Source organism: Thermoflexus sp., from assembly GCF_034432235.1.
Classification (GTDB): Bacteria; Chloroflexota; Anaerolineae; order Thermoflexales; family Thermoflexaceae; genus Thermoflexus.
The window spans coordinates 1-25,506 of sequence record NZ_DAOUCJ010000111.1 but is presented as its reverse complement, the minus strand read 5'-3'; the positions used below and the strand labels follow the sequence as shown (position 1 = coordinate 25,506).

The 25,506-nt window shown below is 66.0% G+C and carries 26 protein-coding genes and 3 tRNA genes; 10 read left to right on the top strand and 19 right to left on the bottom strand.

Annotated elements, in window-relative coordinates; genetic code table 11:
- Nucleotides 1-360 precede the first annotated feature (360 nt).
- The 3 genes from VAE54_RS13490 to VAE54_RS13480 all read left to right on the top strand — a co-directional run bounded on the left by VAE54_RS13490 (nt 361) and on the right by VAE54_RS13480 (nt 4,973).
- The gene (locus tag VAE54_RS13490) at nt 361-2,811 is read left to right on the top strand and encodes a penicillin acylase family protein (RefSeq protein ID WP_322802495.1); all 2,451 of its coding nucleotides are present in this window, start codon (nt 361-363) and stop codon (nt 2,809-2,811) included.
- A gap of 80 nt (nt 2,812-2,891) precedes the next feature.
- Entirely contained in the window at nt 2,892-3,803 is a 912-nt protein-coding gene (locus tag VAE54_RS13485) for a TIGR01777 family oxidoreductase (protein WP_322802494.1), read from the top strand.
- A 186-nt stretch (nt 3,804-3,989) separates the two neighbouring features.
- Complete coding sequence (locus VAE54_RS13480; protein ID WP_322802493.1) at nt 3,990-4,973, top strand: serine/threonine-protein kinase; 984 nt, start codon at nt 3,990-3,992, stop codon at nt 4,971-4,973.
- A 76-nt stretch (nt 4,974-5,049) separates the two neighbouring features.
- Here the strand turns inward: VAE54_RS13480 and ptsP are convergent, their stop codons facing one another.
- From ptsP to VAE54_RS13415, 13 genes are all read right to left on the bottom strand, one after another.
- On the bottom strand, nt 5,050-6,759 hold the full coding sequence (gene ptsP / locus VAE54_RS13475) for a phosphoenolpyruvate--protein phosphotransferase (RefSeq protein ID WP_322802492.1): 1,710 nt from the start codon (nt 6,757-6,759) through the stop codon (nt 5,050-5,052).
- On the bottom strand, nt 6,756-7,037 hold the full coding sequence (locus VAE54_RS13470; protein ID WP_322802491.1) for an HPr family phosphocarrier protein: 282 nt from the start codon (nt 7,035-7,037) through the stop codon (nt 6,756-6,758). Before VAE54_RS13470 ends, ptsP begins: the two co-directional genes overlap by 4 nt.
- A gap of 36 nt (nt 7,038-7,073) precedes the next feature.
- Complete coding sequence (gene dhaM / locus VAE54_RS13465) at nt 7,074-7,478, bottom strand: dihydroxyacetone kinase phosphoryl donor subunit DhaM (RefSeq protein WP_322802490.1); 405 nt, start codon at nt 7,476-7,478, stop codon at nt 7,074-7,076.
- 9 nt (nt 7,479-7,487) lie between these two features.
- The gene (locus VAE54_RS13460; RefSeq protein WP_322802489.1) at nt 7,488-8,039 is read right to left on the bottom strand and encodes a type 1 glutamine amidotransferase domain-containing protein; all 552 of its coding nucleotides are present in this window, start codon (nt 8,037-8,039) and stop codon (nt 7,488-7,490) included.
- Nucleotides 8,040-8,130: 91 nt separating this feature from the next.
- Nucleotides 8,131-8,799 (bottom strand): hypothetical protein, encoded by a 669-nt coding sequence (locus VAE54_RS13455; protein WP_322802488.1) that lies wholly within the window; start codon nt 8,797-8,799, stop codon nt 8,131-8,133.
- Entirely contained in the window at nt 8,772-9,101 is a 330-nt protein-coding gene (locus VAE54_RS13450; RefSeq protein WP_322802487.1) for a hypothetical protein, read from the bottom strand. Before VAE54_RS13450 ends, VAE54_RS13455 begins: the two co-directional genes overlap by 28 nt.
- Before the next feature lie 164 nt (nt 9,102-9,265).
- A complete protein-coding gene (locus tag VAE54_RS13445; RefSeq protein WP_322802486.1) occupies nt 9,266-9,655 on the bottom strand; it encodes a hypothetical protein in 390 nt (129 codons plus the stop codon).
- On the bottom strand, nt 9,652-10,371 hold the full coding sequence (locus VAE54_RS13440) for a succinate dehydrogenase/fumarate reductase iron-sulfur subunit (protein WP_322802485.1): 720 nt from the start codon (nt 10,369-10,371) through the stop codon (nt 9,652-9,654). Before VAE54_RS13440 ends, VAE54_RS13445 begins: the two co-directional genes overlap by 4 nt.
- A 117-nt stretch (nt 10,372-10,488) precedes the next feature.
- The gene (locus tag VAE54_RS13435) at nt 10,489-11,649 is read right to left on the bottom strand and encodes an FAD-dependent oxidoreductase (protein WP_322802484.1); all 1,161 of its coding nucleotides are present in this window, start codon (nt 11,647-11,649) and stop codon (nt 10,489-10,491) included.
- A 104-nt stretch (nt 11,650-11,753) separates the two neighbouring features.
- On the bottom strand, nt 11,754-13,268 hold the full coding sequence (glpK, locus tag VAE54_RS13430; protein WP_322802483.1) for a glycerol kinase GlpK: 1,515 nt from the start codon (nt 13,266-13,268) through the stop codon (nt 11,754-11,756).
- 44 nt (nt 13,269-13,312) lie between these two features.
- The gene (gene dhaL / locus VAE54_RS13425) at nt 13,313-13,951 is read right to left on the bottom strand and encodes a dihydroxyacetone kinase subunit DhaL (protein ID WP_322802482.1); all 639 of its coding nucleotides are present in this window, start codon (nt 13,949-13,951) and stop codon (nt 13,313-13,315) included.
- Nucleotides 13,952-14,029: 78 nt separating this feature from the next.
- On the bottom strand, nt 14,030-15,031 hold the full coding sequence (gene dhaK, locus VAE54_RS13420; RefSeq protein ID WP_322802481.1) for a dihydroxyacetone kinase subunit DhaK: 1,002 nt from the start codon (nt 15,029-15,031) through the stop codon (nt 14,030-14,032).
- Nucleotides 15,032-15,105: 74 nt separating this feature from the next.
- Nucleotides 15,106-15,813 carry an MIP/aquaporin family protein gene (locus VAE54_RS13415; RefSeq protein WP_322802480.1) on the bottom strand — a complete coding sequence of 236 codons (708 nt, stop codon included), beginning with the start codon at nt 15,811-15,813 and terminating at the stop codon, nt 15,106-15,108.
- 396 nt (nt 15,814-16,209) lie between these two features.
- Here VAE54_RS13415 and VAE54_RS13410 point away from each other — a divergent pair, with 396 nt between their 5' ends.
- The 6 genes from VAE54_RS13410 to VAE54_RS13385 all read left to right on the top strand — a co-directional run bounded on the left by VAE54_RS13410 (nt 16,210) and on the right by VAE54_RS13385 (nt 19,241).
- Nucleotides 16,210-16,815 carry a cysteine hydrolase family protein gene (locus VAE54_RS13410; protein WP_416223817.1) on the top strand — a complete coding sequence of 202 codons (606 nt, stop codon included), beginning with the start codon at nt 16,210-16,212 and terminating at the stop codon, nt 16,813-16,815.
- Between the two features lie 10 nt (nt 16,816-16,825).
- Nucleotides 16,826-17,368 (top strand): transcription repressor NadR, encoded by a 543-nt coding sequence (locus VAE54_RS13405; RefSeq protein ID WP_322802478.1) that lies wholly within the window; start codon nt 16,826-16,828, stop codon nt 17,366-17,368.
- Nucleotides 17,369-17,528: 160 nt separating this feature from the next.
- Entirely contained in the window at nt 17,529-18,860 is a 1,332-nt protein-coding gene (locus VAE54_RS13400) for an MFS transporter (RefSeq protein WP_322802477.1), read from the top strand.
- 151 nt (nt 18,861-19,011) lie between these two features.
- Nucleotides 19,012-19,084 (top strand) — tRNA-Phe (locus VAE54_RS13395).
- Nucleotides 19,085-19,092: 8 nt separating this feature from the next.
- Nucleotides 19,093-19,165, top strand: a tRNA-Gly gene (locus tag VAE54_RS13390).
- A gap of 4 nt (nt 19,166-19,169) precedes the next feature.
- Nucleotides 19,170-19,241 (top strand) — tRNA-Cys (locus VAE54_RS13385).
- Between the two features lie 70 nt (nt 19,242-19,311).
- Here the strand turns inward: VAE54_RS13385 and VAE54_RS13380 are convergent.
- From VAE54_RS13380 to VAE54_RS13355, 6 genes are all read right to left on the bottom strand, one after another.
- Entirely contained in the window at nt 19,312-20,505 is a 1,194-nt protein-coding gene (locus VAE54_RS13380) for a peptidylprolyl isomerase (protein ID WP_322802476.1), read from the bottom strand.
- A 159-nt stretch (nt 20,506-20,664) separates the two neighbouring features.
- Nucleotides 20,665-21,027 (bottom strand): 30S ribosomal protein S18, encoded by a 363-nt coding sequence (gene rpsR, locus VAE54_RS13375; protein WP_416223814.1) that lies wholly within the window; start codon nt 21,025-21,027, stop codon nt 20,665-20,667.
- A 92-nt stretch (nt 21,028-21,119) separates the two neighbouring features.
- On the bottom strand, nt 21,120-21,548 hold the full coding sequence (locus tag VAE54_RS13370) for a single-stranded DNA-binding protein (RefSeq protein WP_322802475.1): 429 nt from the start codon (nt 21,546-21,548) through the stop codon (nt 21,120-21,122).
- A gap of 1 nt (nt 21,549) precedes the next feature.
- A complete protein-coding gene (gene rpsF, locus VAE54_RS13365; protein WP_322802474.1) occupies nt 21,550-21,864 on the bottom strand; it encodes a 30S ribosomal protein S6 in 315 nt (104 codons plus the stop codon).
- Nucleotides 21,865-22,077: 213 nt separating this feature from the next.
- Nucleotides 22,078-23,634, bottom strand: a complete 1,557-nt coding sequence (locus VAE54_RS13360; RefSeq protein ID WP_322802473.1) for a presenilin family intramembrane aspartyl protease — start codon at nt 23,632-23,634, stop codon at nt 22,078-22,080.
- Nucleotides 23,635-23,649: 15 nt separating this feature from the next.
- Complete coding sequence (locus tag VAE54_RS13355) at nt 23,650-24,009, bottom strand: metal-sensing transcriptional repressor (RefSeq protein ID WP_322802472.1); 360 nt, start codon at nt 24,007-24,009, stop codon at nt 23,650-23,652.
- Nucleotides 24,010-24,415: 406 nt separating this feature from the next.
- Between VAE54_RS13355 and VAE54_RS13350 the strand changes: the two genes are divergently transcribed.
- The coding region (locus VAE54_RS13350; RefSeq protein ID WP_322802471.1) for a peptide ABC transporter substrate-binding protein at nt 24,416-25,506 on the top strand (1,091 nt) is incomplete at its 3' end.

The window sequence follows — 25,506 nt, the reverse complement described above, 5'->3', positions numbered from 1 at the left end:
ATCGATGTGCATCATACCCGGGTTGGGAAAAGGGTGTCAAACGGGCCTCTCACGCCGATGGAAATCAGCCCCGTGAGGCGCTTCGCGCCAGGCGTCGGCGGGTGCGCCGATGGAAATCGGCCTTCGGAGGCGCTCCGCGCCGGGCGTCGGCCTCCGCCGATGCAGAAATCCTTTCGGCCGGCGCAGGCCGGCCGGTGGCCGAAGGCCTCTGGAGGTCGAATTCATTCGATCCCATGCATTCCCCATGCGACCCGGTCTCAGGGTAGGATAAAGAAGCCGTGCTGCCGGCATCCGGGGAGAATTCCGCCCTCCCGTCGCATGCCCGAGGTCCGGCCGGACATCTCTCCGAGGAGGCTTGCCATGCGCCGACGCCTGCTGCTTGGGATCATCCTGGGATTGGGGATCGGGCTCCTGCTCCTTCTCGCCGGAGGCGCTTTCGCCTTCTACCGGACTTCCCGTCAGGCATTCCCTCAGATCCGCGGAACCCTCCGCCTCCCCGGCCTCCAGGCCCCCGTCACCGTGATCCGGGATCGCTGGGGCGTGCCCCACATTTACGCCTCGAATCTCCACGACCTCTTCATGGCCCAGGGCTTCGTTCACGCTCAGGATCGCTTCTGGCAGATGGAGTTCTGGCGTCACATCGGAACCGGTCGCCTCTCCGAAATGCTGGGGAAGACGACCGTGAACCAGGATCGCTTCATCCGCACCCTGGGGTGGCATCGGGCCGCGCGGCAGGATCTGGAAGCCCTGGGGCCCGAGGAGCGGGCGATCCTGGAAGCCTATGCGGCCGGGGTGAACGCTTACCTGGAACAGCAGCGCGATCGCCTGCCCCTGGAGTTCACCCTCTTCCGCCTCTTCGGACGACGATGGGAAATCGAGCCGTGGCAGCCGCTCCACACCGTCGCCTGGGCCAAGGTCATGGCCTGGGATCTGGGCGGGAACTGGGATGACGAGCTCCTCAACGCGCGGATCGTCCAGAAGATCGGCCCGGAGCGCCTGTCGGAGATCGTCCTCCCTTATCCCGCCGACCGGCCGATCATCGTGCCGGCCGCTGTCCTCGAAACCCCGATCCCCGAGGAAACGGCCCGCGCCTGGCTGGACCTCGGGCACGAGCTGCGACGGATCACCCTGGGCGACGCCCCGGACCTGGGATCCAATAACTGGGTGGTGGCGGGATCGCGGTCGGTCACCGGGAAGCCGATCCTGGCCAACGATCCCCATCTCCGCATCCAGATGCCCAGCATCTGGTATGAGGTGGCCCTGCACTGCGAGCCCGTCACACCCGAATGCCCCCTTCAGGTCGCCGGCGCCTCGTTCCCCGGCGTCCCGGGCGTGGTGATCGGCCACAACGACCGCATCGCCTGGGGCGTGACCAACCTGGGGCCCGACGTGCAGGACCTCTACATGGAGCGGGTCAATCCGCAAAACCCGCTGGAGGTGGAATTTCGGGGGAAGTGGGAGCCTGTGCAGGTGATCACCGAGGAGATCCGCATCGCCGGCCAGGCCGAGCCTCTCCTCCTCCCGGTGCGGATCACCCGCCACGGCCCGGTGATCAACGATGTGGTGGAAGCCCTCACCCGCACCCAGACCCTCTATGCTTTCCGCTGGACCGCCCTGGAGCCCTCGCGGATCGTGCGGGCGCTCCTGCGGCTGAACCGCGCGCGGAACTGGGAGGAGTTCCACGAAGCCCTGGCGGATTGGGATGTGCCCGGCCAGAACTTCGTCTATGCGGATGTGGATGGCCACATCGGCTATCAGGCCACCGGCCGTGTCCCCATCCGGGCGAAGGGGAACGGCCTGCTCCCCGTCCCGGGCTGGAGCGGAGAGTATGAGTGGGTGGGATATGTTCCGTATGAGGAAATGCCCCGGCGGCTGGATCCGCCGGAGGGATTCATCGTCACCGCGAACAACGCCGTGGTGGATCCTTCCTATCCCCACTTCCTGGCCGCCGTCTGGGATTACGGAGACCGGGCCCAGCGGATCGTGGACCTCCTCCGGATGAAGGATCGCCTCTCCATCGATGACATGGCCGCGATTCAGAACGATACCTTCTCGCTGGCGGCGCGGGACATCGTGTCGTATGTCCTCCAGATATCCTTTACAGACCCCCTGGCCCGCCAAGCTCAGGAGATCCTGCGGGCCTGGGATTTCCGGGCCACGCCGGATCAGGCCGGGCCCACCATCTTCGAGGCCTTCCTGAAACATCTGCTCCACGAAGCATGGGTCGATGAGCTGGGCGAGGAGATCCTTCAGGATCTGCTCACCGGCGGCAGCCACAACCGCTACTGGGCCCGCTGGGCCCTGGCCCAGCCGGAGCTTTCCTGGTGGGATGACCTGCGCACGCCCCAGCGGGAGACCCGGGATGATATCGTGCGGCGGGCCTTCGAGCAGGCGGTGGCCGAGCTGCGCGCGCGCCTGGGCCCCGATCCCCGCGCGTGGACCTGGGGGAGGGTCCATACGGCCACCTTCACCCACGGCACCCTGGGGCAGTCCGGGATCCGACCGATCGAGGGGATTTTCAACCGCGGGCCCTACCCGGCCCCCGGGACCAGCGCGGCGGTGAACAACATCGGTTTCAACGTCCAGAAAGGATTCGCCGTGCGCAGCCTGCCCTCCCTGCGCTTCATCGCCTCAACGGCCCACTGGTCCGACAGCCGCTTCATCCACACGACCGGCCAGTCCGGGCTCCCCGATCATCCGCATTACGATGATATGATCCCGATGTGGCTACGCGGGGAATACCATCCCATGCTCTGGTCCCGGGAGGAAGTGGAACAGAACGCGGAGGGGATCCTGAGGCTCCAGCCGTAGAACATGGCTCGCATGCGGGATCGGGGCGAAAGTCCCTTCCACCGCCCCATAGGGAAAACCGCACAGGAGGAGGTGCTCGAATGCGCGTGCTGATCTTAGGAGGAACCGGGTTTCTGGGCCGGGCGCTCACGGGACGTCTCCAGGAAGCCGGCTATGAGGTGATCGTCCTCTCCCGGCGGCCGGAGCTGGCCCGGCTTCCGCCCGGCGTGCAGGCCACACGATGGGATGGACGCACCCCAACCGGATGGGCGCACCTCATGGACGGCGCCTTCGCCGTGATCAACCTGGCCGGTGAGAGCATCGGGCAGCGATGGACGGCAGCCACCAAACAGCGCATTCGAGAAAGCCGGCTGAACGCAGGCCGCGCGGTGGTGGAGGCGATCGCCGCCGCCCGCACGAAACCCCAGGTCCTGCTGCAGGCCTCGGCGGTCGGATATTACGGCCCCCGGGGCGATGAGCGGCTGACCGAGGAGGATCCGCCCGGAAATGACTTCCTGGCCCGGCTGGCCGTGGATTGGGAAGCCAGCACCCAGCCGGTGGAAGCGATGGGAGTCCGCCGGGTGATCCTGCGCACCGGCCTGGTCCTGGAACGGGACGGCGGCGCCCTGGCCCGGTTGTTGCTCCCGTTCCGTCTGTTCGTGGGCGGGCCGCTGGGGAACGGGCGCCAGGGCTGGTCATGGATCCATCGGGCGGACTGGGTGGAGGCCGTGAAGTTCCTGATGGAGCGTCCGGATGCCCGTGGGCCTTATAACCTGACCGCCCCTCAGCCGGTCAGCAACGCCGAGTTCTCCCGCATCCTGGGCCGGGTTCTGGGGCGGCCGGCATGGCTTCCGGTGCCGGCGCTCGCCCTCCGGCTCGTCTTCGGCGAGGGAGCGGACTTCCTGCTCACCGGGCAGTTCGTGCTGCCCCGGCGGCTGCTGGAAGCGGGCTTCCCGTTCCGGTACCCGGATCTCGAATCGGCGCTGCGGGCCATCCTCGGCCGGGAACGTTAAGCCAGCGGCTTCACCGTCCAGCCTTCCCATTCTCCCACGAAGATCGCCAGAGCCTCCCGATCTGGCGTGAGGTTCAGGTCCGCGTTCGGCGAAGGGCAGAGCGGCTCCGTGTTGGGGAGCGTCCGCCTCTGGACTCCCTTAAGTTAAAATGAAACAAACGCGAGGATTTCGGAGAAGAGGACCGCCATGCTCAAGCCGGGGACCATGCTCCACGGCCGCTATAAGATCCTGCGTCCCATCGGGCGGGGAGGAATGGGTGCCGTCTATGAAGCGGAGGACACCCTGCTGGAAGGCCGCCGCTGCGCCATCAAGGAGATCCTCTTCAGCTTCGAGGCCGACCCCGCTTATCGGGAACAGGCCCGCCTGCAGTTCTACCGCGAGGCGAGCGTCCTGGCCCGACTGGATCACCCGAATCTCCCCAAGGTTTCCGACTATTTCTCGGAGGGCGATCGCGATTACCTGGTGATGGATTTCGTCCCCGGCCGCGACCTGCGGGAGATCATTGAGGAGGCCAAGGAGAGCGGGCGGTTCCTCGATGAGCGGACGGTGTTGAACTGGACGGAACAGCTCTGCGATGCGCTGGACTATCTGCACCGTCAGGAGCCGCCCATCGTGCATCGCGACATCAAGCCTTCCAACATCAAACTGACGCCGGATGGCCGCATCAAGCTGGTGGACTTCGGGCTGGTGAAGCTCCTGGCGCCGGATGAGGAGCGGACGATTACGATCCTGCAGGGGCGAGGCACAGCCGCATATACGCCCCTGGAGCAGTATGGCGGCGATGTGGGCCATACCGATGTCCGCTCCGATATCTACGCCCTGGGGGCGACCCTTTACCACTTGCTGACCAACACCCCCCCTCCCGATGCCCGACAACGCTTTCTGAAGCCCGACTCCCTCGTCCCCCCCCGGGCGATCAACCCGCGGATCTCCCCCCGGGTGGAGCGGGCCATCCTGAACGCGATGGCGATGCACCCGGATGACCGCCCGCCCAGCGTGGCCACCTTCCGGGCGGAGCTGCTGGGAATCAGTTCGACCAGCCGTTCGACCGAAGTCTGGGCGCCGCCGGAGAGCGCGGGGGAGATCCTCTGGCGCCGGCATCGGCTTCTGGCCCTCGCCGCCCTGGGCACCTTCCTGATCGCCCTGATCGCTACGCTGTTGAACGGTTAACCTGACGACGGAATGACAGACCGGACAGCCGGGCGCAGCAGGCTCGGACGAGGGGACTCGGTTGTTCGCCGGGATCTCAGGAACGCGCCTCGGCGACCAGGGAGCGGACGGCGGCCGCATCGGCCTGGCGAAGCGCTTCCTCGGCCAGGGCGCGGGCCTCCGCCATCGACCAGCGGCGGACTGTGGCCTTCACTTCCGGCACCCGCACCGGGTTCACGCTGAGCTCCTGCACCCCCAGCCCGATTAACACCGGCACCGCCAGGAGATCCCCGGCCAGCTCCCCGCAGACGCCAACCCATTTCCCCGTTCCTTCGGTCGCAGCTGTCACATGGCGGATCAGGCGCAGCACCGCGGGGTGCAACCCATCGGCCAGCCCGGCCACCGCCGGGTTGGTCCGATCCGCCGCCAGCGTGTATTGGGCCAGATCGTTCGTCCCGATGCTGAAAAAATCCACCCAGGGCAGGAAATGCTCCGTCAGCAGCGCGGCGGCCGGCACCTCTACCATCATCCCCACCTGCAGATCCGGGGGCAGGGGGAAGCCTTCCGCCGCGAGGGCCGAGCGCACCTCTTCCAAGAACGCACGGAGCCAGCGGATTTCCTCCACCGTGCTCACCATGGGGAACATAATGCGCAGGGGGAACCCCACCCCGGCGCGGAGCAGCGCGCGAAGCTGCTGGCGCAACAGGTCGGGATGCTGCCGGGCGAGCCGCACGCCCCGCACCCCCAGGAACGGATTCGCCTCGGGGGGCATTGGGAGATAGGGCAACGGCTTATCGCCGCCCACATCCAGGGTGCGCACCACCACCGGCTTCCCTCCCATCGCCTCCAACAGGGCCCGGTAGATGGCGCTCTCCTCTTCTTCCGTCGGGGCGGCTGCCCGGCCCAGGTAGAGGAACTCCGTGCGCAACAGGCCGATGCTGTCCGCTCCTTTCTGGAAGGCCTCCCGCGCATCCTCCATGCTTCCCACATTGGCCGCCACCTCGATCTGGACGCCATCCCGGGTTCGGGCCGGTTCATGGGCGACGGCCTCGGCATGCGCCCGCTCCTGAAGCCACACCGCCCGCCGGGCCTGGGCCTGACGCACCGCCTCGGAGCCCGGCTCCACTTCCACCCACCCGGCCTCCCCATCCACCAGCACCCGCGCGCCCTCGGGGATCGTTCGGAGGTCCGGCCCGATCGCGACCACTGCCGGGACTCCTAAGCGACGGGCCAGGATGGCCGCATGGGCGGTCGGCCCGCCCCCTTCTGTGACAAAGGCTAGCACCCGTCGGGGATCCAGGCTGACGGTCTCCGAGGGCAACAGGTCATCGGCTGCCACCACCACGGGCTCGTCCGGCATGGCGGGCGCCTCCAGGCCGCCCACGAGATGACGCAGCACCCGGTTCCCCACATCCCGCACGTCCGCCGCACGAGCCTGGAAGTAGGGATCTGGAAGCGCCATCAGCTGGGCCGCGAAAGCCTCCACGGCCTTCATCCACGCTGCCTCCGCGGAAGCGCCTGCGGCGAGCTCCGCCTCCACCGCGGCCATCAACTCCGGGTCGCGGAGCATCAGCTCCTGAGCCTCGAAGATCGCCAGCTCCTCGGGAGACAGGCGATCCCGCTGGGCCGCCCGGAGCGCGGCGAGTTCTGCCGCCGCTCGTTCCTGGGCCGCCTGCAGCCGCATCCGTTCGGCCGCCGCGTCCTCTCCGCGCGTCCGCATCGCGGCCGGAAGCGCTCGCCGGAACCACCAGATCGGTCCGATGGCGATCCCCGGGGAAGCGGGGAGACCCCGCAGGCGACGGCTCATCCCCCATCCTCCCCGAATCGAGATTCCACCAGCGCCTTCAGAGCGGCAATGGCATCCGCCTCATCCGGCCCCTCCGCGGCGATCTCAATGACATGGCCGTGCTCCGCCCCCAGGGTGAGCACCGCCAGGATCGCCTTGGCGTTCACCGGAGGGGTCCCGCGGGTGACGTTCCGGACCGTGATGTTCGAACGAAACCGGGCGGCCGTCTGCACAAAGAGGGCCGCCGGGCGCGCGTGCAAACCGACCGCGTTCGTTAACGTCAACGTAACCTGCTGCATCCCTCGCCTCAGGTCCCATGGATTCCCGCGGGTTCTTCATCCCTGGGGCACCTTGGGCATCCGGCAGGCCTCGACCGCTGTGGCCTCGATCTCCGCCGCGGTTTTGCCGATGGAGGCCTCCACGGCGGCCACGATCGCCCCCTCCACCAGCGGCGCCTGGCTCAATCGGATGCGGGGGCGAACCTGGGGGGCCAGCATCTCGATCGCCATCTGGGCCCCCATCACCGCGCTGCCCAGATCCATCAAAACCAGGACCTCATCCGCCCGGGCGAGGGCCATCTCCAGCGCCTGCCGGATCCGCTCCACATTGGTGCCCAGCGTGTGCTCATCCAGGCCCCCGGCCGCAAAGATCGGAACCCGGCCTTGCACCATCTGCTCGGCCAGCTCTTTCACCCCCTCCGCCAGTTTGGCGCTATGGGCGACGATCACCAGAGCGACCATGCAGGCCTCTCACCGGGCAGGGGTTGCGGGGGCCGGCTCGCCGACCAGAGCGGCCACCAGCTCCCGGCAGAAGGCCGGGATGTCTGGAACCACACGGCCCCAGACCAGGTTGCCCTCCCGGAAAGCCGGCTCATCCACCCAGATGGCCCCCGCGTTGATCAGATCATCCTTGATCCCCAGGCTTCCGGTCGCCCGATGCCCTCGCACGATGCCCGCGGAGATCCCCACCTGACCGCCGTGGCAGATCATCGCCACGATCTTCCCCTGCTGGTAAGCTTCCCGGACCAGGCGCAGGACCGCCTCATAGCGCCTCAGCTTGTCAGGCGCCCAGCCGCCAGGGATCACCACCGCATCGAAATCTGCGGCGGAAACCTGATCAGCGGCCACATCCGCTTTCGCCGTGAGCCCTCCGCTCTTGCTGCGGACGACCTTCCCGGCCTCCAGCCCGACCACCGTTACGGAGGCCCCTTCCTCCTGAAGGCGCATCAACGGGACCCAGAACTCCAGGTCCTCAAAGCCCTCCTCCACCAGGATCGCTACCTTCCGGCCGTTCAGCCGCATGGCCACTCCACCTCGCTGGATTCATGGTGTTTCCATTGGGCGCTTTGAGGAGCGAACAGGCGCCGTCGGCGTCCCCCCGCTCTTCTACGTGTCAGCGATGGAAGGAAGCGCCCTCACCCGATCCACCGGCATCGGACGCCTGCCCTTTGCCCGTTCCGCACGCCGGGCATTCCTCCACTTCCCAGATCCGTTCCAGGACCATCGCATCGATTTGCTCCGGCAGTCCCTCGCGAAAACCGACCGCCCCGCACCGGCAAGCATACCAGCCCGGTGGGACCTTTTCAAAAGAAAGGGCAGGCCCCAGATCGATCTCCTCCACCCCCATCCGCCAACGGGCGTTGGTGAAGAGGCGGCGGCAACCCGCAGCGCGAAGTTTACGGATGTAGAGAGAGAAGGTGGCACAATGCCGCATCAGGAGGACCGCCGTTTCCACCGGGGGAAAAGGCCAGGTTCGCGCGTCCGCCCAGACGATGATCAACCGATCCGAGAGCGGAAAGGGTTGCTCCCATCGCAGGGCTTCGGGGAGGATCCCCAGGGTGCGCATCCCACGGGCCAGCAGGGCCCACTGGCGTTCCACCGCCACCACCGGGCACCCTCGCCCGGCCATCCGCAGCGAAAGCCGAAGATCCCCGGCCCCGATGTCCAGCACCCGTTCCCCTGGCCTGAGCCGGTCCAGGATCCCATCGTAAACTTCCTCCTCATAAGGAGCCCACAACAGCTCCCAATCGCGGATCAGGCGCCCCGGGATCGAATCCACCACGAGAGCCACACCCCATAGCTGATGATCAGAAGGCCGAACAAGGTCAGGCCCCGTTTCAACCAGCGATCCGTTCGCGGCCCGATCCCCAGATCCAGGAGGATGGCTCGCACCCCCATCAGGGCGTGGGCGGTGACCACCACCAGGAAGAGGATCTCCCAGGCGAACACAACAGGATGGGATAGATACGCCACCACATCCCGATAGGTCCGCAGGCCGCCTTCCACCACAAAATGGTTGAAAACCATATGAAGCGTTAACAGGACCAGCAGCAGCAACCCGGTGAACGCTTGCCAGATCCACATCGTAAGGCCCCCGAAATAGAGGATCCAGACCTCCCGGAGAGCAGGCTCCGCCCCCCTTTCCTTTCCCCCAAAGCGGGGGAGAAGGCCCGACGCTCCGGGAAAGCCCCCTCCGAGGCGAGCTCGCCATCGAACGGGGGAAGCGCCGGACGTGCGGCAGGTCCCCTTCAGCCGGCGATCGTGAAAATCGCGTACCCGGCGATCGTGGTCATCAGCAGGGTCAGGGCGACCACTCCCCAGAACAGCCAGGCCTGATAGGGCACGCCGATCCCCAGACCCAGAAGGGTCACCCGAACTCCGTTCAGCCCGTGATACAGGATCCCCAGGATCAGGAGGCCATCCAGCGCCAGAAAAAGCGGGGACTTCGCCATGGCGATGAAAGCATCCCAGGCCTCCGGCCCCTGGGCGAGCAACCGCAACACATACAGATGGAGGAACAGGTAAATCACCAGGCCAATGCCCGTTAGGCGCATGAGCAGGAAGGCCAGCCCGCCCTCCCGGCGGCCCCGCATGTCGATCCATCCGCTGGCGCGCTTCCAGCGCGGCGCTTCCTTCATCGCCCACCTCCTATCCAGCGCCGGAGCTTCTCCACGATCAGGCGACGGCGCAAACGCCCGATCGCGGAGGCGGGATCCACATTCGATGGGCAAACCGCCGTGCATTCCATCGCGGAGTGACAGCGCCAGGCCCCATGCGGATCATCGGCCAGCGTTCGCAGCCGGGCGGCATCCCCGCCGCGGGGCTCCGTCAGCATTCGCTCGATAGCGGCCAGGGTCGCCGGCCCCAGGTAAGCCTCATCGGCTGCCATCACCGGACACGCCGAGAGACACAGCCCGCATTCGATGCAGTCCTCAAAGCGGGTGATCCGCTCGATCCCCTCCGGCAACGGGCGATCCGCCGTGAGCTCATCCTGGCGGATGATGGCGAACCCCACCTCCGCCATCCGTCGCATCATAGGCGAGACATCCACGAGGAGATCGCCCAGCCAGGGGAAATGCCGCAACGGCTCCACCCGGATCGGCTGGTCTGGGGAGAACTCATGGAGCGGGGTGATGCACATGAGGCGTTCACGGCCGTTCACCCGCACCCCACATGCGCCGCATGAAGCATGATGACAGGCGTGCCGGAAAAGCAGGGTGCGATCCTGCTCCGCCCAGATCTTCTCCACCGCGTCAATGAGATAGCTTCCTGCCGGAAGCTCCACGGAATAGGTTTCCAGCCGAGGGGAGCCTCCCGGACGCCCCCGGAGCAGATGCAGCTGCCATGTGGGCATTCGCGGGTTCCTCCGCATGATGGAATCGGACCTGCGCCGTCCGGCTTCGATCGAGAAGGCAGGATGGCCCTTCAGGCCTTCGGGAAGGAAAAACCCCCTGACGGGCCGGCCCAGCCCCTATTCGAAGAACGCCCGATAAGAAAGCAGGGGCACCTCACGGGTCCGGCACGGGATTTCCAGCCCCAGCTTGGCGCACACCACATCGACCGCTTTCTCCGCCATCGCCCGCGCCGTGGTCATCTTCCCACCGGTGATGGTCACAAAGCCCTCCACCCCGTCGGCCGCGTGATCGAAGCACTCAAAGGTGCGGGAAAGCTCCCGCCCGTCCACAGCGACCCCTCGCCGTCCCACCAATGGCCGGGCCACGGCGAAGATCCCCCGGATCCCTCCCCGGGTATAGCCGGGGATGAAGCGCTCCGCCCGATCCAGCAGCAGGCGCACGTGGTCCTCCGGGATCGGGATGAAATCCGGATCCTCCACCCGCCATGAGGTGGTCCCGACGATGGCAGTGCGACGCTGGGGGACGATGATATCCCCATCGCCGGGCATGTTCAGACGGTTGATCACCATGCGAGTCCATCGCCGACCTACCGAGATCATCACTCCCGCGGTGGGCACCACCGGGACATCCACCCCGGCCATGGCGGCGATCTTTCCGGACCACGGCCCGGCGGCGTTCACCACGATATCGCCCCCGATCACCCGCTCCTCTCCCGTTCGGCGATCCCGCACCCGAACGCCCGCCACCGTCCGACCATGAAAGACGAAATCCACCACTTCTGTATACGTGAGGACCGTGGCGCCGTGGCGTTTGGCCGTCGCCAGGAAGGAGAGACAGAACCGGAACGGCTCAAAGACCCCATCCGGGACCTGGACGGCCGCCAGGATGTTCGGGTTGAGATAGGGCTCCATGGCCAGGGCCTGCTTCACGGGGATCTCCCGGGCGGGGATGCCGCACTCCTCGCAGGCGGCCAGGAACCGCTCCTTAAACGAGAGGTCCTGCTCGTCCAGGGCGACGAACAGGCCATCGTTGAGCTCCAGGGCCTCCGGCATGATGCGCCGCAGGATCATGTTCTCTTCGATGCACTCCCGGGCCGACTCGGGATCCCGCATCGCATACCGTCCCCCGGAGTGCAGCAAACAGTGGTTCCGCCCCGAGGTCCCCGAGGCGACCTCGCCCCGCTCCACCACCGTCACCCGGAATCCTCGAAGGGCCAGGTCGTGCGCGACGGCCGCTCCGGTCGATCCCGCCCCGATCACCATCACGTGATAGGACACCACGGGGATCTTCCTCCTCCAGAGGCGCGTTCGGGCGGGCCCGGGGCCCGCCCGAACGCGAAACTCTGGGCTGGACTTCGAAAGATCCGGGCGCTTCCCCCGCTTCAGAGCTCCACCCAGCCGAAGGAGCGCTCGACGGCCTTCTTCCACCCGGCGTAGAGCTTCTCCCGGGTCTCGGGATCCATCTTCGGCAGCCAGCGCTTGTCCTCTTTCCAGTACTGGCGGATCTGCTCCGGCCCGCTCCAGAAGCCCACGGCCATCCCGGCGGCGTAGGCCGCGCCCAGGGAGGTCGTCTCCGCGATCACCGGCCGGACCACCGGCACGCCCAGGATGTCGGCCTGGAATTGCATCAGCAGTTCATTGTAGACCATCCCGCCGTCCACCCGGAGCTCAGCCAGCCGGATCCCGGAATCCGCATACATGGCGTCGAACACATCCCGGGTCTGATAGGCCGTAGCCTCCAGGACCGCGCGGGCGAGGTGGCCTTTGTTGATGTATCGGGTGAGGCCGACGATCACCCCGCGGGCGTCCAGCCGCCAGTAAGGGGCGAAAGCGCCGGAGAAGAAGGGAACAAAGTAGATCCCGCCGTTATCCTCCACCGTCCGCGCCAGATCCTCGATCTCCGCCGACCGGGAGATCAGGCCCAGATTGTCCCGCATCCACTGAACCAGAGCGCCGGTGATGGCGATCGAGCCCTCCAGGGCGTAGATGCAGGGCCCTTTGCCGAACTGATAGGCCACCGTGGTGAGCAAACCGCTCTTGGAGGGAACCATGTTCGTGCCGGTGTTCAGGAGCAGGAAACAGCCGGTGCCGTAGGTGTTCTTGGCCATCCCCACCTCCAGCCCGGCCTGGCCCACCAGAGCGGCCTGCTGATCGCCCAGGTCTCCACACACCGGCACCTCCGCCCCGAGGAGGCCGCCCTTCGGGGTCTTGCCGTAAAGATCCGGATCCGAGGAGGGGCGGATCTGGGGCAGCATCTGGCGCGGGATGCGATGGATCTTCAGGATGTCATCGTCCCAGTCCAGCGTGCGCAGGTTCATCAGCATGGTGCGGCTGGCGTTGGAGACGTCGGTGACATGGGCGCCGCCCTCCGGCCCGCCGGTCAGCCACCAGATCAGCCAGGTATCGATGTTACCGAAGAGGGCCTCACCCTTCTCCGCGTCCTCCCGCACCCCGGGGACATTATCCAGGATCCACTGGAGCTTGGGGCCGGAGAAGTAGGTGGCGATGGGGAGACCGGTCTTCTCCCGATACATCGCCTCGTAGCCCTCGCGCTGGAGCTGGGCGCAGATCGGGGCGGTGCGGGTATCCTGCCAGACGATGGCGTTGTAATACGGCTTGCCGGTGCGCTTATTCCAGACAATGGTGGTCTCCCGCTGGTTGGTCACCCCGATGGCGGCGATGTCCGCCCCGGTGATCCCGGCCTTGGCCAGGGCGTTCTTCACCACCTCCTGCGTCCGCTCCCAGATCTCCATCGGGTTGTGCTCCACCCAGCCGGGCTGCGGGTAGATCTGCTCGTGCTCCTTCTGATCCCACGCGACCACGTTGCTCTCGTGGTCAAAGATCATGGCCCGGGTGCTGGTGGTCCCCTGATCAATTGCCATCACATACTTCGCCATGGCGATCCCTCCTGATCATCGTTTGAGGGGAAAGCCGCCTCCGGTCATGTCGCATTGGCCCACGTGTCGGCGGCCGCTTTCAGGATGAGATAAGAGGAAGTAGCCCCCGGATCCTGGTGGCCGGCGGAACGCTCCCCGAGATAGCTGGCGCGCCCCTTGCGGGCCACCATCGGGATCGTGGCCTTCATCCCCTGCTCCGCCGCCTCGGCCATCCGTTGGAGCGCCTTTCCGAACGAATCCCCATTGCGGATGGCCTCCTGGAAGGCCTCCAGGGCCGGCAGCAGGGCGTCGACCATCGTCTTGTCGCCCGGGCGGGCCTGGCCGCGGGCGATCACTCCCTGAATGCCCGCCTCCAGGGCCTCGGCCCAATCCTCCGGGGTCAGCATAAGCTTATTGGCGGTCTTCACGCCTAACTGCAGGAAGAACGTGCCGTAAAGCGGCCCGCCAGCCCCGCCCACCGTGGCCACGAGGGTCATCCCCAGGGTCTTGAGGATGGTCCCAATGTCCTTATCCGCCACGGAGGGCAGCTTGGCCATGAAGGCCTTGAACCCGCGATCCATGTTGACGCCATGATCGGCATCGCCGATCGCCGCGTCCAGCTGCGTGAGATAATCCCGATGCTCCTCCAGCACCGCAGCGCAACGCTCCAGCCAGGCCACGACATCATCCCGCGTCACCGGCATCGTCCAAGCACCTCCGTTTCAGGGATTGGATCATCGGGAAGGGGAGATGGCGGCAGGCAGCCGCCACCTCCCGAACGCTCACATCCCCCAGCGCAGCGCGGGGGTCTTGACCGGATGATCCCACAGCTCCAGCATCTCATCATCCGCCCGGAGCAGGGTGATAGAAGTCCCGGCCATCTCCAGGGAGGTGATATAGGCCCCCACCAGGTTGCGGACGATCTGGATGCCGGACTTCTCGCAGATCTCCGCGACCTTGCGGTAGACGATGTAGAGCTCGCTCAAGGGGGTGCCGCCCATCGAGTTCACCATGCAGATCACCCGATCGCCAGCTTTGAAGGGGAGGTCCTTCAGGATGGGCTCCATCAGCCGCTCGACGATCTCATCGGCCTTCTTCAGGGGCTCACGGTAGCGGCCGGGCTCCCCGTGGATGCCGATGCCGATCTCCATCTCGTCCTCGCCCAGCTCAAAGGTCGGCTTGCCCACATGGGGCACCGTGCACGAGGTCAGGGCCATCCCCATGGAGCGACCGTTCTCCGCCACCCGGCGGCCCAGGGCGGCCAGGCGCTGGAGATCGTAGCCGCGCTCGGCGGCCGCTCCCAGGATCTTCTCCGCCAGCACCGTGGTGCCCGTCCCCCGCCGGCCCTGGGAGTAGAGGCTGCTCTCCACCGCCACGTCGTCGGCGATCAGCACGCTCTCCACCTGGAAGCCCTCGCCCCGCAGGAGATCCGCCGCCATATCGAAGTTCATCACGTCCCCGGCATAGTTCTTTACGATCATCAGGATCCCGGCGCCCCCGTGGACGGCTTTGGCCGCCTCATACATCTGGTCCGGGGTGGGAGAGGTGAACACCGCGCCCGGGCAGGCCGCATCCAGCATCCCGTAGCCCACAAAGCCCACGTGCATCGGCTCATGGCCGCTGCCGCCGCCCGAGATCACCGCCACCTTCCCGGGCCGGGGCGCATCGGCGCGGTAAACGAAATTGGGGTTGAAGTGCACCTTGATCAGATCCGGATGGGCCTTAGCCATCCCCTCCAGCGCTTCCGGGACCACATTCATCGGGTCGTTAATCAATTTCTTCATGATCGCCCTCCTTGGAGATCCGCGGGGGAACCGGTGGGGGAGGCGGGTCGCCTTCCCCACCGGCCCCATGGCCTTTACATCCCCAGCGCCACGAACAGGAAGGCGCCGATCAGGCCGCCCACGATGGGGCCGACCACCGGCACCCAGCTGTAGCCCCAGTCGGAGTCGCCTTTGCCCGGGATCGGAAGCACCGCGTGGGCGATGCGCGGCCCGAGGTCACGGGCCGGGTTGATGGCATAGCCCGTGGGTCCGCCCAGGGAGAGGCCGATGGCCCACACCAAGAAAGCCACCAGCAGAGGAGCGAGACCATCCGCCAGCTTGTTCGCTCCGATAGCCAGAACCCCAAAGACCAGCGTGAAGGTCCCGATGACCTCGGTGAGGAGGTTCAGCGCGTAATTGCGGATGTTGGGAGCCGTGCAGAACACCGCGCGCTTGAGGGCGGGATCCGGCGTCTCCGCCCAGTGGGGGTAATACGCCAGCCAGACCAGCACCGCGCCGATGAAGGCGCCGATGAACTGGCCCACGATGTAGAGGGGAACATCGGACCATGGGAATTTACCGACGGCAGCAAGGGCGATGGTCACAGCCGGGTTGATGTGGGCCCCGCTGATGCGGCCCACCGCATACACGGCCATGGCCACCGCCATGGCCCACCCCGTGGTGATCACGATCCACCCCGAGGCCTGGCCCTTGGTCTTGCCCAGGACGACGTTGGCCACTACGCCGTCGCCCAGGAGGATGAGGATCATCGTGCCGATGATCTCCGCCACCCAGGGTGCCATGGCTGCGCTCCTTTCGTGAATGAGGGGTTTCGATCGATGGTTCCGCGCTGACCCCACCGCGCAGGACGGTGGATCCGTCCGCAATCCCACGCCGCTCAACGATCCGCCACACCCTCGCGTCTCCCACACCTCCTTTCCCCAAATCTGGATCAACAAGTCCACCTTCTATCTTGAATCACTGGCCCGCTCCTCCGCAAGCCTTTCGTCCATGATGTTCCAAAAAGAAACAATTTTGATCGCAGAATGTTTCGGAATGAAACAAATATGGGGAGAAGGTGGCGGGTCGTTTCCCACCTCCTGATGGGACGAGTTGACAGGAGCGCATCGCGGGAGTACCATGTGACATGACAGTTGACAAGTCACATGTTGGAACAGCAGGAGGCTCCCATGGCGCGGATGGTGGAGGTTCCGGAATATTCCCTGGCTCCCTCCGTGGAGATCGATCCCCGGACATCGGCGCTGATCATCGTGGATATGCAGAACGATTTCGTCCACCCCCAGGGCAAGCTCTTCGTCCCGGATGCCCCGGCCACAGTCCCGAAGATCCGCAAGCTCCTGGACCTGGCCCGCTCCAGCGGGATGTTCGTGGTCTTCACCCAGGACACCCATTATCCGGGAGATCCGGAGTTCCCGATCTGGGGAGAGCACTGTCTGGCGGGCACATGGGGCTGGGAGATCGTGGACGATCTGAAGCCCCGGGAAGGGGAGCTGATCCTTCCCAAGCGGCGCTATGACGCTTTCTACGGCACGCCCCTGGAGCACGAGCTCCGGCTTCGGGGGATCCGCGATCTGGTGATCTGCGGCACGGTGGCCAGCATCTGCGTGCACTACACGGCGGCCAGCGCGGCCCTGCGCTGGTTCCACGTGATCCTTCCCGTCGATGCGACCTCCGCTCTCCATCCTTTCGACATGGAAGCGGCCAACCGCCAGACCGCCTTCCTGTTCCGGGGCACGCTGACCACGGTGGATGCCCTCCGGGTGCGCTCCCCAGTGACCGCTTGAAGGGGGGAGAATGGCCGTTCAGGGGAAGCCCGCGGAACGCCTCGCGGGCCCGGAGGCCCGTCGGGCGCAGATCCTGGAGTTGCTGCGAACGGCCGGCCGGCCGCTCACCGGTTCGGAGCTGGCCCAGCGCCTGGGGACCAGCCGGCAGATCATCGTGCAGGATATCGCGGTATTGCGGGCGGCCGGCGTGGAGATCCTGGCCACGCCCCGGGGATACTGTCTCCCCAGCGCCCGGCCGGCCCATCGGATGCTGGTGGCGGTCCGCCATACCCCGGATCAGACCGAGGACGAGCTGACGCTCCTGGTGGATCTGGGGGTGGAGGTGGTGGACGTGATCGTGGAGCACGCGATCTACGGAGAACTGCGGGGAAGCCTGCACATCGCTTCCCGCGAGGATGTCCGTCAGTTCATGGAAGCGCTGCGGCGGACCGGGGCCCGGTTGTTGAGCGAGCTGACCGGCGGGCTGCATCTGCACACCCTGGAGGCGCGGAATCCGGAGACCCTGGAACGGGCGCGGGAGGCGCTGCGGCAACGAGGGTATCTGGTGGAGTGAAGTCAGAGGGGGCCGTCCGCCTCACCCCCCATCGCATGCGCTTTTGTGGGGGAGGTTCGGGAACGCTTTCGGCGCCCCCCGCTTTGGGAAGGAGGAGAAGGGCCCTTCCGCCCTCCCCATAAGCCCTATCCCCATCTCACCACGAATGGAGGCGCTTTCCATGGCCGCTCTGACGATGACCGTCGAGGAAGCCATCGATCGGGTGGGCCTGGGCCGGTTTCAATACAAGCTCATGGCGATCTGCGGCGCGGGATGGGCCGCGGACGCCATGGAGGTGCTGCTGATCTCCTTCGCACTGCCGGCCATCCGTCAGGAGTGGGGGCTGACAACGGCCCAGGCGGGTCTGTTGGGCACAGCGATCTTCTTAGGGATGCTGGCCGGTGCCTGGTTCTGGGGGACGCTCTCCGATCGCATCGGGCGCAAACTGGGGTTCATCCTGACGGTGCTGATCGACTCCGGATTCGGCTTGCTTTCCGCCCTCTCCCCGAATTTCGCCACCCTGGTCCTCCTGCGCGCGCTCACCGGATTCGGAGTAGGGGGCACATTGCCGGTGGACTATGCCATCTTCGCGGAGTATCTGCCCCGCCAGCAGCGAGGGCGTTACCTGGTTTATCTGGAGGCCTTCTGGGCGCTGGGGGCCCTGATCGCCGCGGGGCTGGCCTGGCTGATCGTGCCGCGGGTGGGATGGCGGCCTCTCCTGGCGATCTCCGCTCTGCCCGGCCTCATCGTCTTCTGGATCCGCCGGTATGTCCCCGAATCCCCACGCTTCCTGCTGATCCACGGGCGCGAGGAGGAGGCCCGTGCCGTTCTGGCCCAGGTCGCCCGGGAGAACGGCGCCCCGCTCCCGGATGGGATCCGGCTGGTGGCGCCGCCGGCGCCGCCGGTCACCGTAGGGGATCTGTGGCGTCGGCCCTACACGCGGACCACGGCGCTGCTGTGGCTGATCTGGTTCGGGATCTCCCTGGGCTACTACGGCGTCTTCACCTGGCTGCCCACTCTGTTCGTGCAGCGCGGCTTGACCTTCCTCCGCTCCTATGAATATATCTTCATCCTGACCGTGGCCCAGCTCCCGGGCTATTTCTCAGCGGCCTATCTGGTCGAGCAGATCGGGCGGCGGAAGACCCTGGGGCTGTATCTGATCGCCAGCGGGATCTTCACCTATCTGTTTGCTGCGGCCGTCTCCCTGCCGGCCTATGTAGGGGCGGCGATCTGGATGTCGTTCTTCGCGCTGGGGGCATGGGGCGCGCTGTATGCCTACACCCCCGAGGCCTATCCCACCCAGCTGCGCACAACGGGCATGGGCGCGGCCAGCGGGATGACCCGGATCGCGGGGGCTCTCGCGCCGACCCTTGGGGGATACCTGCTGGGGGTCTCTATGCCACTGGCCCTGACGGCCTTCGCAGCGGCGTATCTGATCTCCGGGGTGGCCGCTTTGTCGCTGCCTTACGAAACCAAAGGCCGGCCTTTGGCCGATGTCGTGGGGGAGATATAGCGGCTCCTTCAAACGAACATAGGGGAGGTCCGATAGGAAGCGGAGCAGCCCCGAAAGCGCCTTCACGAGAAGACCCAGCGCTCCAAGGTTCCGACGGCGCCAGCGGGCTTGACAAACCCCCCTGGCCGTGTTAGATATTAAGTGAGGGAAAGCCGAGATAGCTCAGTTGGTAGAGCACCCGGCTGAAAACCGGGGGGTCGGCGGTTCGATTCCGCCTCTCGGCATGGAGCATGCGGGCGTAGCTCAGCTGGTGGAGCGCCTCCTTGCCATGGAGGAGGTCGCGGGTTCGAGTCCCGTCGCCCGCTCTGCGGCGGCGTAGCCGAGTGGTCCAGGCGGGGGTCTGCAAAACCCCAGACGTGGGTTCGATTCCCACCGCCGCCTCTTTGCACTTCACGCCCCGGGGTGCTCGGCATCCCGGGGCGTTTTTCGTTCCTGGATCTTTTGAGTTCCTCTAACGCGGCGCGGAGCGGGCTATGGTCGGGCGCGGAAGCCGGTTCTGCCAGTCGAAATAGCGCACCCGATTCGGATCGGTGCGCTGTTTCTGGAGCCAGTCCTCGAAGACCTGTCGCTGACGCGCCTCCAGATAATAAGGGGCGAGCTCCCGATCCTCCCGGCCGGCCACGAAGACGATGTGATAACCCACCGGCGAGGTGATCACGGACGTCGTCGACAGAACCGGGGTGGCGAAAACGATCTTCTCCAGCTCCGTCCCATATAACGACCCCAGCCCGCCCACCGGCGTCCAGCCCATGTTCTGGGCGGTGGCGCTGACCACCCGGCCGGCCTCCACGTCCGCGAAGACCTTCTCAAAGCCCTCTGCCTGAACCCGGCGATACAGCTCGTTCGCCAGATCCAGCGTCTCCGCGGTGATCATACGGACATCCACCTGCTCCTCATGGGTGGGCACCTCCCGGGCGAACGCCTCCCGCAACTGCTGTTCGAGCAACTCCGCCTCGATCATAGCCCGGTAATCCGCCTCCGTGAACCCGAGTTCCCCCTCCCACCGCTTGAGCTGGGCTGCATACAGGGCCCGGAAGCTGGCTTCCGACATCGGGGTGGGTGTGGGAAGAGGGGTGGGCCCAGGGGTTCCGGGGCCCGGGGTGATGGTCGGCGTGGGGGATCCGGCCGGGGTCGGCGTCTCCCGAACGAAGCCGAAGCGGCGCTCGATCTCCCGATCGATCGCCTCTGAGGGAACCCGGATCCCGCGCCGTTCGGCCTCCGCTTGGATCAGCCGCTCGTCGATCATCTGCTGGAGGACGGCCCGGCCCAGGAGGACAGGATCTTCCAGCTGGAGGTTGATTTGCCGGATCTGCTGCCGATAAAGGGCTGCGATGGTGGCCTGCGCGGGATCGTTCGGGTTGAGGGAGGCGCTCTCCCGCTCCAGGAGAGCCGCCTGCCGTCGCAGTGAATCCTCCACAAACCGGAACCGCTTCTGGAACTCCCGGGTTCGGATCGGCCGGCCATCCACGGAAGCCACCGGCTGATCCGGCCAGATCATCTTCTCATAAAAAAAACCGCCGGCGAGGATCAGGATCGCCAGAGCCACCACCCCGGCGGTGGCCAGCAGGATCCAGCGCTGGATCCGGGCTTCCCGTTCCGCCCGGGAGAGCGCTTTGCGGTTGATGCTGGTCGGTTTTCGAGCCATGCCGGACTTATCCCCTGCGGTTTCTGAAGGCCGGGTTGAGCGCAGATAGGGGAACGGGGCGCGCCCCTCGCGCCCCGTTCCCTGAATCCCTCCCGGGGTCGGATGCCGCCCGAACCCAGCCGGGCGAAGCCACGGCGATCCGGGAGCCGCCGGGCGGACTCAGACCCCTCCCCAGCCGTATTTGCGGACATGCTCGGCCGTGAACGGGAGAAGCCCCAGGTGGCGCGCCCGCTTGATCGCCACCGAGAGGCGCCGCTGGTGTTTGGCGCATGTGCCCGTCTGGCGGCGGGGCTTGATGCGCGCCCGCTCGTTCACAAAACGGCGCAGCAGGTCGACGTTCTTATAGTCGATCGTCACACGCTCGACACAGAAATAACACAGGCGTGGCGGCTGCACATAACGGCGCACCGGAGCGGCCTTCGCAGGGGCCGCCGGAGACACCGCAGCCGGAGCCGCGCCCTCCACAGCGGCTTCCACGGCCTCCGACGCCGGGCTTTCGATCGCATTCCGTTCTTCCGCCAAGGCCAACCTCCTCTCAGACAAAGGATCTCGTCAGAATCCACGGGGTTGAACTCGAATCCGACAGGACACACACTGCGGAGATCCGATGGTGGCTAAAAGGGGAACTCCTCAGCCGCCTCCTCTCCGGGTTCGGGTTCCTCCTCTTCTCCAAAGCCCGGGAGCGCGGCGCGCCCTTCCCCCAGCAGGATCATCTCATTCGCCACCAGCTCGGTCCGGTAATGCCGGCGGCCCTCCGCGTCTTCCCAGCCGCGGGTCTGCAGCCGGCCCTCCACATAAACATACATCCCCTTCCGCAGACGCTGCTTGCAGATCTCCGCCAGCCCACCCCAGGCGACGACATTGAACCACTCCGTCTCCTCCCGCCGCTCCCCATTGCTGGCGATCCAGGTCCGCGGGGTGGCCACCGGGAACGTCGTCACCGGGCGTCCGTTCGGAGTGAAACGCATCTCGGGATCCCGTCCGACCTGACCGATGATCATCACCTTATTCAACCCACGCATCGTCGGGCTCCATCCTCCCATCTTAATCCTCATCCAGGCGAACCAGGAGGTGACGAAGGACCTCCTCCGTGATGCGCAGGGCGCGTTCCAGAGGGGCAGTCGCCTGGGCCGGCATCTCGGCCCGCATGAGGACGTAGTGGCCTTCCATCCTCTTCCGGATCGGATAACAGAAACGGCGGCGGCCCCAGGGGATCACCTCCTGGATCTGCCCGCCATTTGCGGTGATGAGGCTTTTGAGGCGTTCGATGACCTGCTCCTGCTGCTCCGGAGACAGCTCCGGATCCAGAACCACCATTAACTCATAGGGTCGAATGCGAGGCGCCGGTGAAACCAGCACGAGAACGTCCTCCTTTCCATGGGATTGCCCCCGCTCGAGGCGGGAGCGGAAAGGCGCAAAGCAGGGGGTATCCTACCACGGATTCATGGATTATGCAATGAGGGGGAGCCTCCTTGCGGGGCTTTTCGACGAATGGAGCAGGACGGATGCGGTTCGGCTTCTGTCCGGAAGGCCGCATGGCCTCTCCTCCCCGAGCGAATAAAGCGCTACCTGCTATCCAAGGGCCATTTCCAGCACGCTTCCCAGCCCATAGCCCAGCAGCGCTCCCCCGGCGAGGAAAGGGAGCCCGGCGTGGCCCTTTCCCCTCGTAAGAAACCCGCGAACCAGAATCCCATGGCCGATCAGGATCCCGAGGAGCGTCCCCACAGCGGGCCACGATGTGGGATGGGTCCGAAGGGCGGAGAGGGTTAAAACGGCGGGCAGAACCGCGTCCCCGAATCCCAGGATCAGGGCCGGGCTCTTCCGGCGAGAGGAGAGGAAGTCCAGGGGGATGAAAAACATGAGGGGCACGCGCTCCCGGATCGCCCACTCCGCGAGCCGTTGCATGTGTCCGAAGATGTAAACCGCCAGCGCATCATACAGCATCATCACGAACAGCAGGGCTGCCGTCGCCACAGGGGTCCACAGATACCCCAGGTAAACCGCTGCCGCGCTGCAGATCAGCAGCCCCATCCCGTTTAACGCCACCCATCCTGGCCGACGGCGCCATCCGAGCATCAGACCGAAAGCAATCCCTACCAGGATCGGAAGGCCCCATGGGGGGAGCGGCCCAAGCAGGGAGATCCACACAAGGCGGAGAGAGAAAAATAGAGCCAGCATGAGCACGCCCAGCATGACGTCCCCCAGGACCCCCGAGGAGCCGCGCAGCCGGAGCAGGAGAAGGGCCAGAAGCAAACCGAGGGCCATCCACCCCAGGGCCATCGGGAGGGTGGAGATCGCCTGCTCACCCACTGGACGGGCCGCGAGCTGCTCGGAGAGCTGACGGGCTATGGCCAGCGAGGGATCGGCCGGAACGGGGAGATGCCCGGAAGACAGATCGAATTCCAGGAAACCGAGCCAGTGGACGGCCAGGAGGATGGCCATACCGCCGCCCACGGCCGCCGGCCCGGATGGGGGATGCGAGGATTCGGCATACACAGAGGAAGGCCTGGAGGGCTGTTCCATGCGCGCCACCTGCAGGCGCAATCCATGAACGGCCAGCACCCGAACCCGCTCGCCCGCGGCGATCCGCCCCTCTGCCGATCGCGCCGTCCACGTTTCCCCCCGCACCCAGACCGTCCCCTCCGGATCCAGATCCGTCTGGGCGATGCCCTCCGCCCCGATCAGCCGCTCCGGGGACTGAAGGGGAGGGCGCCGTCCGAGCTGCCGCATCAGGAAAGCCAGACCGAATGAGGCGACGGCCGCGATCAGGGTGGTTCCGACGAGGATCAAGGGGGCGATCCGTTTCCCGGTGCCGGGGGGAAGCAGGAGCATGCCGCCCAGCCCCAGCGCCAGGGCCCCGGACAGGCCGAGGTATCCCCCGCTCTGGAAATAGAGCTCCGAAAGGAACAGGAGGGCGCCCAGCAGGATCAGCAGGAGCCCGGCGGCGCTGATCGGCAGGCGCAGAAGGCCGATCAGCGCCAGGCCCAGCATCAGGACCGCCAGGCCCTCCGCGAGCCCGGTCCCCGGGATGCTCCAGGCGGCGACGGCAGCCAGGATCCCGCCCACCAGCAGGAGATAGGCCACATTGGGATCCGCCAGCCAGGCCCACAGTTGCGGTAGGAGATCCATCGCGGCCACCCCGACTTACGTCTTCCGCAGGACGATGGCCATCGCCTCTTTCAGGCCCTCAAGGGCCGCGCGGCTGTCCTCATCCATGGCGCAGGCGATGATGCATGCCTCCATATGGCTTTCCAGAAGCGTGATGATCGCCTGATTGAGCGCGGCCTTGATCGCCGCCAGCTGCACCAGCAGGCTGTTGCAGTCCTGGTGCTCTGCCAGCATCCGTCGAACGGCGGCCAGGTGCCCCTCGATGCGGGCCAGACGGGCGTCCAGGGCGCGCTCCTGCTCCGGCGTCAGATAGACCTGAACCTGTGGTGCGCGAGTGGATCGAAGCAGCGCGCCTTGGGCCGATTCCCGGCTTGCAGGAGAAGACCGCTTCGGCATCGAACCCCCCTGAGACAAATCGAATCAGGATCAGAATTCCCGGTCACCCCTCCATTGGGCGGCGATAACCGGGCTTGATAAGGATGGGGAAAAACGACCTCATCTCGCGAACGCTTCACGCCAGGAAGCATTTCGAATCTCCCATCCACCTTCCAGCATACCCAAGGAGGTGGGGGAAGGCCAGGGGGACTCCTGAAAGAACAACAGGGGGAAGAACTTCCGGACCTGAGCAACCGGAACACTGCGGAGCCAGAGTTCCTCTTGCCAAAACCCCCGAAGGTTGCTATAACTATATATAGCAAAGAGAGCGCGAGGAGGGTTTGGCCTCTCAGCGCCGTGGGTCTTAGCGCTGGCCCCGCTGCACAGGGAAGCGCGATCCTGAATCAGGCTAAAAGGAGGAGGTGCAATGAACCGCTCACAGGCATGGTGGTGGCTTTCGCTGGTCGCTCTGGTGGGCCTGGTGCTCTCCGCCTGCGCCCCCGCGGCCACGCCAACCCCCCAGGTGATTGAGAAAGAGCGAGTGGTGGAGAAAGTGGTGACCCCAACTCCCGTGCCCCGTAAAGTCCTCCGCCTCAATCTGGGCCCTGGCGATGTTCCGACGTTAGATCCTTCCCTGGCTACCGATACTTCCTCAATCCAGATCATCGAACTGGCCTTTGTTGGCCTGACCCGTCAGAATGAGGAGACCGCCGCGGTCGAGCCCGGGATGGCGGAGCGCTGGGAGGTCTCGCCGGATGGCAAGGTGTGGACCTTCTACCTGCGCAAGGGCATCCCGTGGGTGCGCTGGAATGGCCAGGAGGTGGAGCAGGTCAAGGATGAAAAGGGCAACGTCCGTTACGTGACCGCCCACGACTTCTACTATGGGGCCATCCGCACCCTGGATCCCAAGACCGGCGGCGAATACGCCTACGTGCCGGCCTTCTTCATCGAGGGCGCGAAAGAGTTCAACGAGGGAACCATCACCGACCCGACCAAGGTCGGCATCAAGGTGCTGGATGATTACACCATCCAGTTCACGCTGAAGGAGCCGGTGGGCTTCTTCGCTAACATCGCCGGCCTTTGGATGCTGCGGGCGGAGCCCCAGTGGCTGATCAAGGAGAAAGGCGACCGCTGGACGGAGACCGGCGCTTACCATTCCTATGGCCCCTATGTGATGAAGGAGTGGGTCCACGACAGCCACATCGTGATGGTCGCCAACCCCTTCTGGCCGGATAACATCCCCAGCGTACCGAAGCCAAAGATCGAGGAGATCGTCTTCCGGATGCTGGATGAGTCTCCCGCCTTCGCCGAATATGAAGCGGGGAACCTGGATGTGGCCGGTGTGCCGCTTTCCGAGATCGATCGGGTGAAGGCGGATCCCAAGCTCTCCAAGGAGCTGTACATCGCGCCGGTCCTCTGCACCTACTACTACGGCTTCAACGTCACCAAGCCGCCCTTCGATGACGCCCGCATGCGGCTGGCCTTCTCCCTGGCTGTGGACCGCAAGGCCATCGTGGA